Below are 12,263 nucleotides of genomic sequence, written 5' to 3'. Positions count from 1 at the left end.
CCTCAGCAGTGGTCGCCCTCCTCCATAGCCCTGACCTCGATCGGCAGCGTGATGGCCTCGGCCACCCTGCGGGCCCAGCCGAGCGCGGTCTCGCGGTCGGGTGCCTGGATTACCGTGAACCCGCCGATGTGCTCCTTGCCCTCGACGTAGGGACCGTCGGTGACGAGCACGTCGCCGCCTTTGGCGCGCACGACACTCGCCGTGTCCGGAGCTGTCAGTCCCGCCGCGAACACCCAGACGCCCGCCTCTCGCATCTCGGTGTTCACGGCCTCCAAATCCCGCATGATCGGTTCCAGTACCTCGGGCGGCGGCGGGTCGCCGTCGGGCTGGTAGATGCTGAGCAGGTAGTGCGGCACGGCTGCTCCTTCGCGGTGTCGGACCTTCCGGAATTCTGGATTCTTCCCCAGCGGCATGTCGATTCGGCGGCACCTGGTTCGACGTATGGGTAGAAGGTGCCCGAGGGGCACACACCGGGAGGAGGCCGACGATGTCCGAACGCCGCACCGCGCAGACCACCGTCACCGACGCCGCCGTCACGCCGCTGCTGCGCCGCGACCGGCACCGTGGGCATCGCCTCGCTCCGGTGGACCCCGCCTACGCCGGGCTGCGTGATCGCGCCCTCGCCCAGACGCTCACCGCTGAGGACGCCGCCGAGCCGAACGGACTGGATCCGCTGGAGCGGCTGACGTGCCGCACCCACCGGCGCTGGGTGCACGAGTGCATCGCGAGCCCGCAGCACGTCTTCGTGGTCACAGGTCACCGCTGGTGCCGGGACTGCTCGACCGCGGCGAACGTCGCCGTCGACCAGTTGACGTGGCACGTGTCGGTGAGCTGCCCCCGCTGCGGGCGCAGTCCCGAGGGAGCCGCGACCCGCCAGATCGTGCGCACGTGCCGCGCGAGCATGGCCGCCGCCGCGCAGGGCCGCATCGAGGCCGACGCCGACGCCGCCTAGGAAAGCTGCAGCGCGAGGAGCGCTGCCCGTGGGTGGGTGCGGGTTCCCTCAGGGTCCGCGCCACCGTGGCGACGTCGCCAGTGACGACGGGGTACCGCAGCGACCCGACCGGCCACGCCTGCCGCTGCGCGGCCTCCGCCGCTACTAGGGCTGGTGCGCGAGCAGGTCCGGTTCCACCGGGGCGGCGAGCACGGGAGCCGTCCGCTCGCGTGGCTGAGACACTCCACCGCCGCACCGGCGCTCGGCCGTCCAGCCGAGCAGGCCGGGTGCGGCGTCCAGCCCGGCGGGCCGAAGAACGGCGGCCCGTCCCCGATCCGCGGGCCGAACGGCGAGCCGATGAGCACCTCGGCGAACGAGGGCTCGGGTGGGTCCGGCGTGAGCACCCATCGCGTGACAGCTCGCATGGGAATCCTGATCGGATTCGACATATCCGCTCAGGATTCCCCCGATCATGGCGATTCTCCCGCTTTTCCTCACGTTGACAGGACGATCACGGTTCGGGTGTAATGGCGCTCGTGTCGCGTGTCGCCAACCGGGTTGAAGGTGGTCGGCATGGAGGCACCGTCATCACTAGGGGGTCCATCGTGAGTACTCACTTCACGGACGCCGGCTGATTTTGCCGTAGTGGCAGAGGCTTTCCGCCTCGCCGCGTTCTTCTCTCCCGCCACATCCGCACGGTCGCGTGCGTGTGTGTCCGCATTTCCTCGCGCCAGGGCGCCACTTTGTCGTGCGTTCCTGCCGTTCTTCCCCGTACCGAAGGAGATTCCTACTTGCCAGCACATCCGAACGCACCTGCCAAGGTCGCGCCCTTCAACCAGGCCGTCGTCGACGAGTTCCGCGCCAACGGCGGCAGGGTCGGCGGCCCATTCGAGGGCGGGGACCTGTTGCTGCTCACCACTGTGGGCGCGAGATCAGGCCAGCAGACCACCTCTCCGCTCGCGTACCTCCGCGTCGACGGCGAGCTCGTGATCGTCGGCTCCGCGGGTGGCGGACCGCGCAACCCCGCCTGGTACCACAACCTGCTCGCCCATCCCGCGGTCAGGGTCGAGCTGGGCACCGAAACCTTCGACGCCATCGCCGTTCCCGCCGAGGGTGCCGAGCGCCAGCGGTTGTTCGAGCAGGTCGTGGCCAGGGAACCGGGCTTCGGCGACTACCAGGCCCGCACCGCACGTGAGCTTCCCGTGGTGGTCCTGCAACGGGCGCGGTGGACCACGGAACCCGCCGAGGTGACGACGCTCGCCGCCAAGCTCGTCGAGATCCACACGTGGCTCCGGGCACAGCTCGCCGAGCTCCGCGCCCAGGCAGACGAGTACTTCGCGCAACCCGCCGGCAGGCCACCGGGGCTCAGCCTGCGGTTGCGCCAGCACTGCCTGGCCTTCTGCGAGGGACTGCACGTCCACCACGGCGGCGAGGAGGCGGTGCTGCTGCCGAACCTGGAGCGGGAGTACCCGCACCTGCGCGAGGCGATCGCACGCCTCCGGGCCGAGCACGGCACGGTCTCGCGCATCAGGGAGGAGCTGGAGAAGCTGCTCGCCGACATCACCAGCACCGGCCCGGCACGGTTCCGTGCGGAGCTGGAGCGGATGTCGGCCGAGCTGAACTCGCACCTGGACTACGAGGAGGAGCAGCTTCTGCCGGTGCTGGAGTCCGTTCCGTTCCCGCCGGTCTGATCCTCTACTGTGGACGGTTGGCGACGACCTCGGCGAGCGCGGCGAGCACGTTGGCCTCCACGTCGGCCTTGTCGAGTCCGAGGCCCGTGAGCACGCCGGCGTCGCCCTCGTGTTCCAGCAGACCGAGGAGGACGTGCTCGGTGCCGATGTAGTTGTGGCCCAGCCGCAACGCTTCCCGGAACGTCAGTTCCAGTGCCTTGCGCGCGGTGGCGGCGTAGGGCACGGCATCGGGCACGCTCCCGGCCTTCGCCGGCAGGGCGGCGAGGGCGGCCTGCCGCACGGCGGCGAGCGCGATTCCCTGCGCGACGATCGCCTTGGCGGCGAGGGATTCCTGGTCGCCCAGCAGGCCGAGAACGAGGTGCTCGGGAAGGACCTCGGGGTTGCCCGCGGCGCGCGCCTCCTCCTGCGCCAGCCGCACGACGTTCTTGGCGCGCGGGGTGAACCGGCCGAGGTCGTCCGGGTCGAGGACGGCGTCCGGCTTCGGCACGAAACGCTTCTGTGCCGCCTGCTTGCTGACGCCCATGCTCTTGCCGATGTCGGTCCAGGACGCGCCGGAGCGGCGGGCCTGGTCGACGAAGTGGCCGATCAGGTGGTCGGCCACTTCGCCGAGGTGCTCGGCGGCGAGCACGGCGTCGGTGAGCTGCTCGAGGACGTCGGTGTGCACCTTCTTGATCGACTCGATCAGGTCGTCGAGACGGATCTGGATGGGTTCGGTCACGGGTCAACCATAGGTTGACGATTCGCGCCTCGTCAACTCTGGGTTGACGGCGTATCGTGAGGTGATGCGGGTGCTGTTCTCCTCGACCGCGGGAGCCGGGCACTTCGGCCCGATGGCTCCGTTCGTGCGGTCGTGCCTGCGTACCGGCCACGACGTGCTGGTCACCGGGCCGGACGCGCTCGCGAGCACCGCGGAGGCGACCGGTGCGGCATTCCGGCGCGTCGACGACCCGCCCGCCGACGCGGTGGCGGCGGCCTACGAGATCCTCGCGACACTGCCGCACGACGAGGCCAACGCGTTCATGTGCGGGGAGATCTTCGGCAGGCTCCGGCCTCGCGCCGCACTCCCCCGGCTCGCGGAGACGATCGCGGACTGGGGGCCGGACGTCGTGGTGCGGGAGAGCGCCGAGTTCGCCGCCGCCGTGGCCGCGGAGCTGCACGACGTGCCGCACGCCAGGATCGCGATCGGGCTCGGCGTCATGGAGGAGCGGTTCCTGCGCTACGCGGCGGAGAGTGTCGACGGGCTGCGCCGCGCGTCCGGCCTGCCTCCCGACCCGGACGCCACCCGCCTGCACGAATCGCCGTACCTGACCCTGTTCCCCGCCGGGCTCGAGGATCCGACCGTGCCGGATCCCCCACGGACACGACGGTTCCGCGACGCGGCCTGGGCCTCGCCGGGCGAGCGCGCGGGACGACCGTTCGTCTACGCGACGTTCGGCAGCGTCACGGGCGCGCTCTCCGACGCGGTGCCGGTCTACCCCGAGGCGCTGGCCGCCGTCGCCGGGCTCGACGCCGACGTGCTGCTGACCGTGGGCCATGGGCTCGATCCCGCAACGCTTGGCGAACCGCCGCCGAACGTGCGCGTGGAACGCTGGGTCGACCAGAACACGGTGCTCGGCCATGCCGCCGCAGTGATGTGTCACGGCGGCGGCGGGTCGACACTCGGCGCGCTCGCGGCCGGGGCTCCGCTCGTGGTGGCGCCCCTCTTCGCCGAGGACCAGCACCTGAACGCGCGGCGGGTCGCCGAGGCGGGCGCGGGCGTTCACACCACACCGGACGCGGCGAGCCTGCGGGCGGCGCTCGACACGGTGCTCACCACGCCCGCCTACCGAACGCGGGCGCGCCAGCTCGCCGGCGAACTGGCGCGCGTACCCACCACCGACGAGGCATTCCGCTGACCGCCACATCGTCGCGAGCGCGCCGACGAGCACGGTGGCACCGGCCGCGCCGCCGAGCACCCACACGGGCAGCGCGAACGGTCAGTCGCGGCTCGCCGCGAACACCGCCGTCACCGCGCCGCCCAGCACCACGCCGCCGATCCCACCGAGCCCACGAGCAGCACCGACTCGCCCGGGAACTGCCTGCGCACATGGGCCCTGGTCGCGCCGAGGGCACGGCGCAGGCCCACCTCCGCACGGCGTTCGAGCACGGCGATCACCATCGTGTTCGCCACGCCGATGCCGCCGACCAGCAGCGCGATCCCGCCGAGGGCGAGCAGCAGCGTCGTCAGCGTCTCGTCCGCCGCCTGCCGCGCCCGCACGACGCTCAGGCGCGGTAACGCAGCTGGCGGGCCTTGCCCACCTCGTACTCGGCGTGGCCGGGCAGGTGCGGTGGAACGCCGACCTCCCACCACGCCCCCGCGTCGGTCCAGGCGGCCGGGTCGGTGCGCAGCACCACGACCACGGGTCTGCGCTGCGTGCGCGCGGCCTGACGCGCCTTGACGTAGGCGTCGCGGAACCCGGCGAGGTCGGCGGCGGCGAACGCGACGCAGCCCAGCGCCTCGGCGTGCGCGGCGAAGTCGGCGCGCGGCGGGTTCTCGTGTGCCGAGGCGCAGTCGGCGTAGAGGTTGTTGAACGCGGGCGCGCCCTGGCCCTCCTGCAGGCGCGCGATCACGGCGTAGCCGTCGTTGTCGCACACCACCGCGACGAAGGGATGCCCGGCGAACGCGGCTGAGAACAGCTCCGAGTTGAGCATCAGGTACGAGCCGTCGCCGAGCAGCGTCGTCACCACGCCGTCGCGGGCCAGCGCCGCGCCCCACGCGCCGGCGAGCTCGTAGCCCATGCACGAGAAGCCGTACTCGACGTCCATGCTCGCGGTGTCCTTCGCCCGCCAGCCGCCCACCAGCTCGCCCGGCAGCCCGCCCGACGCGGTCATGACGTAGTCCCCCGGCTCAGCGGCGTCGTTGACCACGCCCACCACCTGCGCGTAGGTGGGCAGCCCCTCGCCGGGTGCGCGCAGGCCGTCGACGTAGTCGTCCCACCGCGCCCGCTCCATGGCCGCCCGCATGGTCCACGCCGGGTCGACGACGCCGCGGCCCGCGAGCGCCGAGGTGAGCTCGGCCAGCCCCTCGCGCGCGTCGCCCACCACCGCCGTGGCCCCGTGCTTGACCGCGTCGAACCGCGCGACGTTGAGGGTCACCAGGCGCACCCGGGGGTCGAACACCGTCCACGACGCGGTGGTGAAGTCCTGCAGCCGGGTGCCGACGGCGAGCACCACGTCGGCCTCGGCCGCGAGTGCGTTGGCCGAGGCGGAGCCGGTGATGCCGAGTGGGCCCGCGTAGAGGGGCTCGTCGTGCGGGACCAGGGTGCGGCCCGCGGTGGTCTCGACGACGGGGAAGTCGTGCTCGCGCGCGAACGCGAGCGCCTCCCGCTCCGCGCCGGAGTAGCGCACGCCCCCGCCGAGCACGAGTAGGGGGCGCCGGGCCTTTCCCAGCACGTCGGCGGCCTCGGCGACCTCGCGGGTGTCCGGGCGGGGCCGAGGGACCCGCCGCACAACGGGCTCGAACAGCGAGCCGGGGAAGTCGAACGTCTCGGCCTGCACGTCCTGCGGCAGCGCGAGCGTAACCGGACCGGTTTCGGCCGGATCGGTGAGCACCCTCGCCACCTGGGGCAGGGTGTGCGCCAGCTGCTCGGGCCGGACGACGCGGTCGAAGTAGCGGCTCACGGCGCGGAAGGCGTCGTTGACGGTGGCCGCCGGGTCGCCGAAGTGCTCCACCTGCTGTAGCACCGGATCGGGCGCGCGGCCCGTGAACGTGTCGCCGGGCAGGAGCAGCAACGGCAGGCGGTTGGCGTGCGCGACCCCTGCGGCGGTGACCATGTTGAGCGCACCGGGTCCGATCGACGACGTCACCACGCCCACCTGACGCCGGTGCACGGCCCTGGCGTAGCCGACGGCGGCGAGCGCCATGCCCTGTTCGGTGTGCCCCCGCCACACCGGCAGCCGGTCGCGATGCTCCTCGAGCGCGCTGCCGAGGCCGAGCACGTTGCCGTGGCCGAAGATCGCGAACGCGCCTGGGAACAACGGCACCTCGGTTCCGTCGAGCAGCTCGGCGCGCTGCGCCACCAGCCAGCGCACCAGTGCCTGCGCGGTCGTCAGTCTCACCCCCGCCTCCCTTCGGCTCCGGTCACCGGGCAGCGCGGGTCGGCAGGCAGATCGCGCCACGTGTCCCTGACCCAGCCGTGGGCGGGGTCGTCGCAGAACGCCATCGAGCGCTCGGGGCCGGGCCCGGCGAGCACGTTGAGGTAGTACATCGGGTAACCCGGCGCCGCCACGCACGGGCCGTGGTAGCCGCGCGGGATCAGGAACACGTCGCCGTCGCGCACGGCCACGTCCTCGTCCAGTTCCCCGTCGGCGGTGTAGGTGCGGTGCAGCCCGAAGCCCGCCGTGCTCGGCGTGGTCCCGTCGCGCCCGGCGATGCGGAAGTAGTAGATCTCCTCGTTGACGACCTCGCACTCGCCTGCCTCGTCGTGCTTGTGCGGCGGGTAGGAGGACCAGTTGCCGTCCGGGGTGATCAGCTCGCACGCGTTGAGCTTGTCGGCGTGCTCCCACACCCCGGGGACACCGAAGTTGGTGACCTGGCGGGTCGCGTTGCCCGCGCCCCGCACCTCCACCGGCACCAGCTCGGCGGGTCCGTAGCGGGGCACGAGCCTGCGCTCGCAGCGGGCCATCGGCAGCGCGATCTCCGCACCCTCCACAGCGGACAGTTTGACCTCGGCATCCCGTGGCACGTAGGCGAAGTCGGTGACCCTTGTGAACACCGACGACCGCCCGCGCAACACGAAGCGCTCCTCGTCGACGGTGACCTCGCACCCGCCGGAGAGCGGCAGCACGAACGCCTCGAACTCGCCGGTAGTGACCGTGCGCGGCTCGCCCGGCTCCAGGGTCAGCACGCGCAGCCCGGTGTAGGCCCAGCCCGCGTCCTCCGGGTACAGCCGCACCGGGTCGGCCCCGTCGGCGAGCGTCCCGTGCGGGCGATGCAGGGCGCTCATCGGGACTTCTCCAGCATTCGCGCCGCGGCGGCCACCGCACCGGCGACATCGCCGTCCGGCGGGTACAGCAGCGAACGGCCGACGACCAGCCCTCGCACCACGGGGTGGCGCAGGGTCGCGCCCCATTGCTCGAGATCGGCGGCGTAGTCCCCCGACGGCACCCCGCCGAGCACCACCACGGGCAACGTCGTCGCGTCGAGCACAACGGCCTCCCGCACGCTCGGCAGCTTGAGCCACGTGTACGCCGACGTGACGCCAAGGCCGGAGGCCACGCCGATCGCGCGGGCGAGTGAAGCCGCGTCGCGCCGCAGCACCAGCGTGCCGCCGTCACGGGCGTACGGCAGTGGCTCCACCATGGCGAGCCGCCCGGCCCCGGCGAGCTCGGACACCGCCCGCGCGCACGACTCCAGAGTGGGCGCCGTCCCGGCATCGGAGTCCACGATCCGCAGCAGCATCTTCCCGCCGTCGAGTCCACAGTCGACGATGGAACGGGCAGTGTAGGCGGTGAACCGGTCGTCGATCTCCCAGTCGGCGCCGGCGAGCCCGCCCCGGTTCATCGAGCCGAGCACCACCTTGCCGTCGAGCGCGCCGAGCAGCAACAGCTCCTCCACCACGTCGGGGGTGCCGAGCACGCCGTCGACGGCGGGGTCGGCGAGCGCGACCAGCAGCCGCTCCAGCAGCCGCCTGCGATCGGCCATCGCGAGCGGATCGGGGCCGACGCCCAGCATGCCCCTCGCCGGATGGTCGGCGGCCACGAGGAAGAGCGTGCCGCGCTCCGACAGCAGGCTCGCTCTGCGCTTCCGGCGGTCGTAGGCCCGGCGCACCGCGCGCGGATCGGTCGCGCGCACCCGCAACAGGTCCGCCCACTGCTCCTCGGTGATCAACTCGCCAGTGTCCTCTCGATCTCGTCGGCCGTGGGCATGGCGTCCGCGCACGCGAGCCGGGAGGCGACGATCGCGCCCGCCGCGTTGGCGTAGGCGGCGATCCGCGGCGGTTCCCAGCCCGACAGCAGGCCGTGGACGAGTGCCCCGCCGAAGCCGTCGCCCGCACCCAGCGCGCACACGACGTCGACGGACCGGGGTGACACCGTCCACGCGCCCTCTCGCGTGGCGACGTACACGCCGTCACCGCCCTGCTTGATGACGGCGAGCTCGACGCCGCGTTCGAGCATCCGTTTCGCCGCCTCGGCCGGTTCCGCGGTGCCCACGGCGATCTCCGCCTCGGTCCGGTTGCCCACGGCGACGGTCACGTGCTCCAGCAGCGCGCCGATCTCCGCGCGTGCCGTGCCCTCGTCCGGCCAGAACATCGGCCGGTAGTCCAGGTCCAGCACCGTGTGGGTCCGGCGATCCCGGCGCCGCAGGATCTCCCGTTGCGTGCCGCGCGCCGGTTCCGCGCACACGCCCGTGCCCGTGACCCACAGCAGGGGCACGGCCTCCACGACGTCCCACGGCACGTCCCGCTCCGTCAGCGAGAGGTCGGGCGCGAGCGGCTCACGGTAGAACAGCAGCGGAGGATCCTCCGGCGGGTCGAGCGCGCAGAACACCACCGGAGTACGCAACTCCGGCGCGGTGCCCACGTGGTCGGGGCTCACGCCGAAGCCCCGCAGCGCCGTGCGCACGTAGTCGCCGAAGCCATCGGCGCCCACCTTGGTGAGCACGGCGGTGCGCCTGCCCAGCCGCGCCGCCGCCACCGCGACGTTGGTCGCCGTGCCGCCCAGCGACTTCGCGAACGTCCTGACCTCGGCCAGCGGCACACCGCTCTGCTCGGGGTAGAGGTCCACCCCGACGCGGCCCACGGTGAGCGCCTCCAGCGTCACGTTTCCACCGACCGCAACTCGTGCTCCAGCGCCGCCAGTTCCGCGCCGCCCGCCATCTGGCTGGTCAGCTCCCCGAGGTCGATCTCCGACTTCTCGTAGGTGCCCAGCGGCGCACCCCGCTTGAGCAGCAGGAACCGGTCGCCCACCGGGTAGGCGTGGTGCGGGTTGTGGGTGATGAGCACGACGCCGAGGCCGCGATCACGCGCCTGCGCGACGTGCCGCAGCACGATCCCCGCCTGCTTCACGCCGAGCGCCGCGGTCGGCTCGTCGAGGATCAGCACCTTTGCCCCGAAGTGGACGGCCCGCGCGATGGCGACGCACTGCCGCTCACCGCCGGAGAGCGTGCCCACCGGCTGCTCGACGTCCCGCAGGTCGATGCCCAGCTCCGCGAGCGCCTGCTTGGTGACCCGCTTGCCCTTCCGCCGGTCGAGCAGCTTGACCGGCCCGAACCCGATCGTCGGCTCCGAGCCGAGGAAGAAGTTGCGCCACACACTCATCAGCGGCACGACCGCGAGGTCCTGGTAGACGGTCGCGATGCCCGCCTCGAGCGCGTCCCTCGGCGAGGAGAACCGCACCGGCTCGCCGCCGACCCGCAGCTCCCCGGAGTCGTGCTGGTGCACCCCGGCCAGTATCTTGATCAATGTCGACTTACCGGCACCGTTGTCGCCCAGCACGCACGTGACCTCACCCGCGTTGACCACAGTGGACACGTCCCGCAGCGCGTGGACGCTGCCGTAGGACTTACCGATGCCGGTGACCTCGATCAGGGGAGTCATCTCCGCACCCTCTCCGCGCGCCGCCGGAACGTGTTGTTGACGAGCACCGCGGCGAGCAACATCACGCCGAGGAACAACATGAACCAGTCGTTGTCCCAGCCCGCGAAGACGATGCCCTGCCGCGCCATGCCGAAGATCAGCGCGCCGATCGCTGCCCCGATCGCCGACCCGAAGCCACCGGTGAGCAGGCACCCGCCCACCACCGCGGCGATGATGAACTGCAGCTCCTGCCCGATGCCCTGGTTGGCCTGCACGCTGTCGAACCGCAGGATGTTGATCGAGCCGACGATCCAGCCCGCGAACGCCGTTGTCATGAACAGCAGGATCTTGGTGCGCACCAACGGAACGCCGACGGCGCGGGCGCTGACGGCCGAGCCGCCCACCGCGAAGATCCAGTTACCGAACGGCGTGCGCACGAGCACGAGCGCCGCGACCGCCGCCACCAGGATCCACCACAGGATCGACACCTGGAACTCCGTGCCCCCGATCTCGATCGTGGACGCGAACAGCATCCCGGCCGACTCGTAGCCGTCCGCGGCCCGCACACCCGACACCTGCACGGTGCCCGTCAGCAGCCGCGTCACCCCGAGGTTCAGCCCCTGCAGGGCGAGGAAGGTGCCCAGGGTGACGATGAAGCTCGGCAGGCCGGTACGCATCACCAGCCAGCCGTTGAACCCGCCCACCAGCAGCGCGAACACCAGCGAGGCGCCCAGCGCCACCCACACGTTCCAGCCCGCCTCGGTCGCCAGTATCGCCGTGACCAGCGCTGTCGACGCGGTCATCACACCGGCCGAGAGGTCGAACTCCCCGCCGATCATCAGCAGCGACACCCCCACCGCCATGATCCCGAGCGTCGAGGCGTCGTCGAGCCACGTCGAGACGCCTCCCGGGCTCAGGAACTGGTCGGTGACGAGCGAGAAGAACACGAACACCACGATCGCCCCGAGCAGCGCCCCGATCTCCGGCCGGACCACGAGCCGGTCCAGCAGGCGGGGCGCCGCGACGCGCTCGTCGACGGGCGTGGGTGGCGCGACGGTCATCGCGTGCCCCGCTCCACGTACTGGCCGATGCGGTCGACGTTGTCCCGCTCCACCAAGTCCGGCCCGGTGAGCACCGGCCGCCCTCCGCCGACCACGTTGGCGTTGTCGCGATACAGCTTGAGGAACTGCACTGGCAGGTAGCCCTGGAGGTACTGCTGCTGATCGACGGCGAAGAGCACCTCGCCGGACTTGATGGCCGAGACGACGTCGGCGTTGAGGTCGAACGTCGCCACCTCGGCGTTCGAGTTCGCGGCCTCGATCGCGCTCGCGGCGCGTGCGGCGACCTGCGAGTTCAGCGTCAGCACCGCGTCGATCGACGGGTCGGTCTGCACGGCTCCCCTGATCCGCGACTCGACGTCGGTCGGGTTGCTGATGTCGACCTGGAGATTGCTGACCTGCCCGGAGAAACCCTCACGCGCGCCGTCGCAACGCTGGTTGAGGCCGATGTTGCCGGCCTCGTGGATGACGCACAGCATCTTGCGCTTGCCCGCGTCGGCGAACGCGGCACCGGCCTGCTCGCCCGCGACGGTCTCGTTCTGCCCGACGTGCGTGAGTGCGCCGAACTCGGCGCTGCGGTCCTCGCCGGAGTTGATCGTGATCACCGGGATTCCCGCCTGCACCGCGCGCTGGATGGACGGCCCGAGCGCATCGGGGTTGGCCATCGACACCACGAGCCCGCCGACCCGCTGTGCCACGGCGTTGTCGATGAGCCGAGCCTGCGCGCCGGGGTCACCGTCCGCGGTGTACTCGACCTGGACCCCCAGGTCGCGGCCCGCCGCCTCGGCGCCGTTCTTGACGACGTTCCAGAACGCGTCGCCCGCCGTGCCGTGCGAGATCACGGAGACGGTCAGGTCGCCCTGCGCCTGCTGGTTCTGGCCCTCCTGCGAGGCGGGTTCCTCGCCCTCGGGCCCGGCGCACGCGGTGAGCGCGAGGGCGCCGGCGAGTCCCGCCGCGGCGAGCCATCGTCGTTTCGGAAGGAACCTGTGAGTGGATTCGGACTTCATCGTCTCTCTCCAGTCGGTTC

General features: G+C 72.1%; 13 protein-coding genes. 3 read left to right on the top strand and 10 right to left on the bottom strand.

Going from position 1 to position 12,263, the window contains the following annotated elements; genetic code table 11:
* Positions 1 to 2: 2 nt before the first annotated feature.
* Entirely contained in the window at positions 3 to 356 is a 354-nt protein-coding gene (locus DI005_RS28340; protein ID WP_112275296.1) for a YciI family protein, read from the bottom strand.
* Positions 357 to 487: 131 nt separating this feature from the next.
* Between DI005_RS28340 and DI005_RS28335 the strand changes: the two genes are divergently transcribed.
* The gene (locus tag DI005_RS28335) at positions 488 to 952 is read left to right on the top strand and encodes a hypothetical protein (RefSeq protein WP_233520340.1); all 465 of its coding nucleotides are present in this window, start codon (positions 488 to 490) and stop codon (positions 950 to 952) included.
* Between the two features lie 770 nt (positions 953 to 1,722).
* Positions 1,723 to 2,622: a nitroreductase/quinone reductase family protein gene (locus tag DI005_RS28330; protein ID WP_113644166.1), complete on the top strand. Its 900-nt coding sequence runs from the start codon at positions 1,723 to 1,725 to the stop codon at positions 2,620 to 2,622.
* 4 nt (positions 2,623 to 2,626) lie between these two features.
* On the opposite strand, the gene DI005_RS28325 is transcribed toward DI005_RS28330, so the two are convergent.
* A complete protein-coding gene (locus DI005_RS28325; RefSeq protein WP_113644165.1) occupies positions 2,627 to 3,340 on the bottom strand; it encodes a Clp protease N-terminal domain-containing protein in 714 nt (237 codons plus the stop codon).
* Between the two features lie 64 nt (positions 3,341 to 3,404).
* Between DI005_RS28325 and DI005_RS28320 the strand changes: the two genes are divergently transcribed.
* Complete coding sequence (locus DI005_RS28320) at positions 3,405 to 4,517, top strand: glycosyltransferase (protein WP_113644164.1); 1,113 nt, start codon at positions 3,405 to 3,407, stop codon at positions 4,515 to 4,517.
* Positions 4,518 to 4,627: 110 nt separating this feature from the next.
* On the opposite strand, the gene DI005_RS28315 is transcribed toward DI005_RS28320, so the two are convergent.
* The 8 genes from DI005_RS28315 to DI005_RS28280 are packed head-to-tail and all read right to left on the bottom strand — an operon-like array spanning position 4,628 to position 12,243.
* Positions 4,628 to 4,879: an ABC transporter permease gene (locus DI005_RS28315; protein WP_369973628.1), complete on the bottom strand. Its 252-nt coding sequence runs from the start codon at positions 4,877 to 4,879 to the stop codon at positions 4,628 to 4,630.
* A 5-nt stretch (positions 4,880 to 4,884) separates the two neighbouring features.
* A complete protein-coding gene (gene iolD, locus DI005_RS28310; protein ID WP_113644163.1) occupies positions 4,885 to 6,720 on the bottom strand; it encodes a 3D-(3,5/4)-trihydroxycyclohexane-1,2-dione acylhydrolase (decyclizing) in 1,836 nt (611 codons plus the stop codon).
* A complete protein-coding gene (iolB, locus tag DI005_RS28305) occupies positions 6,717 to 7,607 on the bottom strand; it encodes a 5-deoxy-glucuronate isomerase (RefSeq protein WP_113644162.1) in 891 nt (296 codons plus the stop codon). The genes iolD and iolB overlap by 4 nt, the downstream gene beginning before the upstream one ends.
* A complete protein-coding gene (locus tag DI005_RS28300) occupies positions 7,604 to 8,491 on the bottom strand; it encodes an aldolase (RefSeq protein WP_113644161.1) in 888 nt (295 codons plus the stop codon). The genes iolB and DI005_RS28300 overlap by 4 nt, the downstream gene beginning before the upstream one ends.
* A complete protein-coding gene (iolC, locus tag DI005_RS28295; RefSeq protein ID WP_113644160.1) occupies positions 8,488 to 9,423 on the bottom strand; it encodes a 5-dehydro-2-deoxygluconokinase in 936 nt (311 codons plus the stop codon). The genes DI005_RS28300 and iolC overlap by 4 nt, the downstream gene beginning before the upstream one ends.
* Positions 9,420 to 10,199, bottom strand: coding sequence for an ATP-binding cassette domain-containing protein (locus DI005_RS28290; RefSeq protein WP_112275283.1), 780 nt, complete (start codon positions 10,197 to 10,199; stop codon positions 9,420 to 9,422). The genes iolC and DI005_RS28290 overlap by 4 nt, the downstream gene beginning before the upstream one ends.
* Positions 10,196 to 11,239, bottom strand: coding sequence for an ABC transporter permease (locus DI005_RS28285; protein ID WP_112275281.1), 1,044 nt, complete (start codon positions 11,237 to 11,239; stop codon positions 10,196 to 10,198). The genes DI005_RS28290 and DI005_RS28285 overlap by 4 nt, the downstream gene beginning before the upstream one ends.
* Entirely contained in the window at positions 11,236 to 12,243 is a 1,008-nt protein-coding gene (locus DI005_RS28280) for a sugar ABC transporter substrate-binding protein (RefSeq protein ID WP_113644159.1), read from the bottom strand. The genes DI005_RS28285 and DI005_RS28280 overlap by 4 nt, the downstream gene beginning before the upstream one ends.
* Positions 12,244 to 12,263 lie beyond the last annotated feature (20 nt).

It is taken from the genome of Prauserella sp. PE36 (assembly GCF_003311655.1).
GTDB classification, from domain to species: Bacteria; Actinomycetota; Actinomycetes; order Mycobacteriales; family Pseudonocardiaceae; genus Prauserella_A; species Prauserella_A endophytica.
Note: the sequence above shows the minus strand (reverse complement) of the source record. Positions and strands in the feature narration are given on the sequence as shown.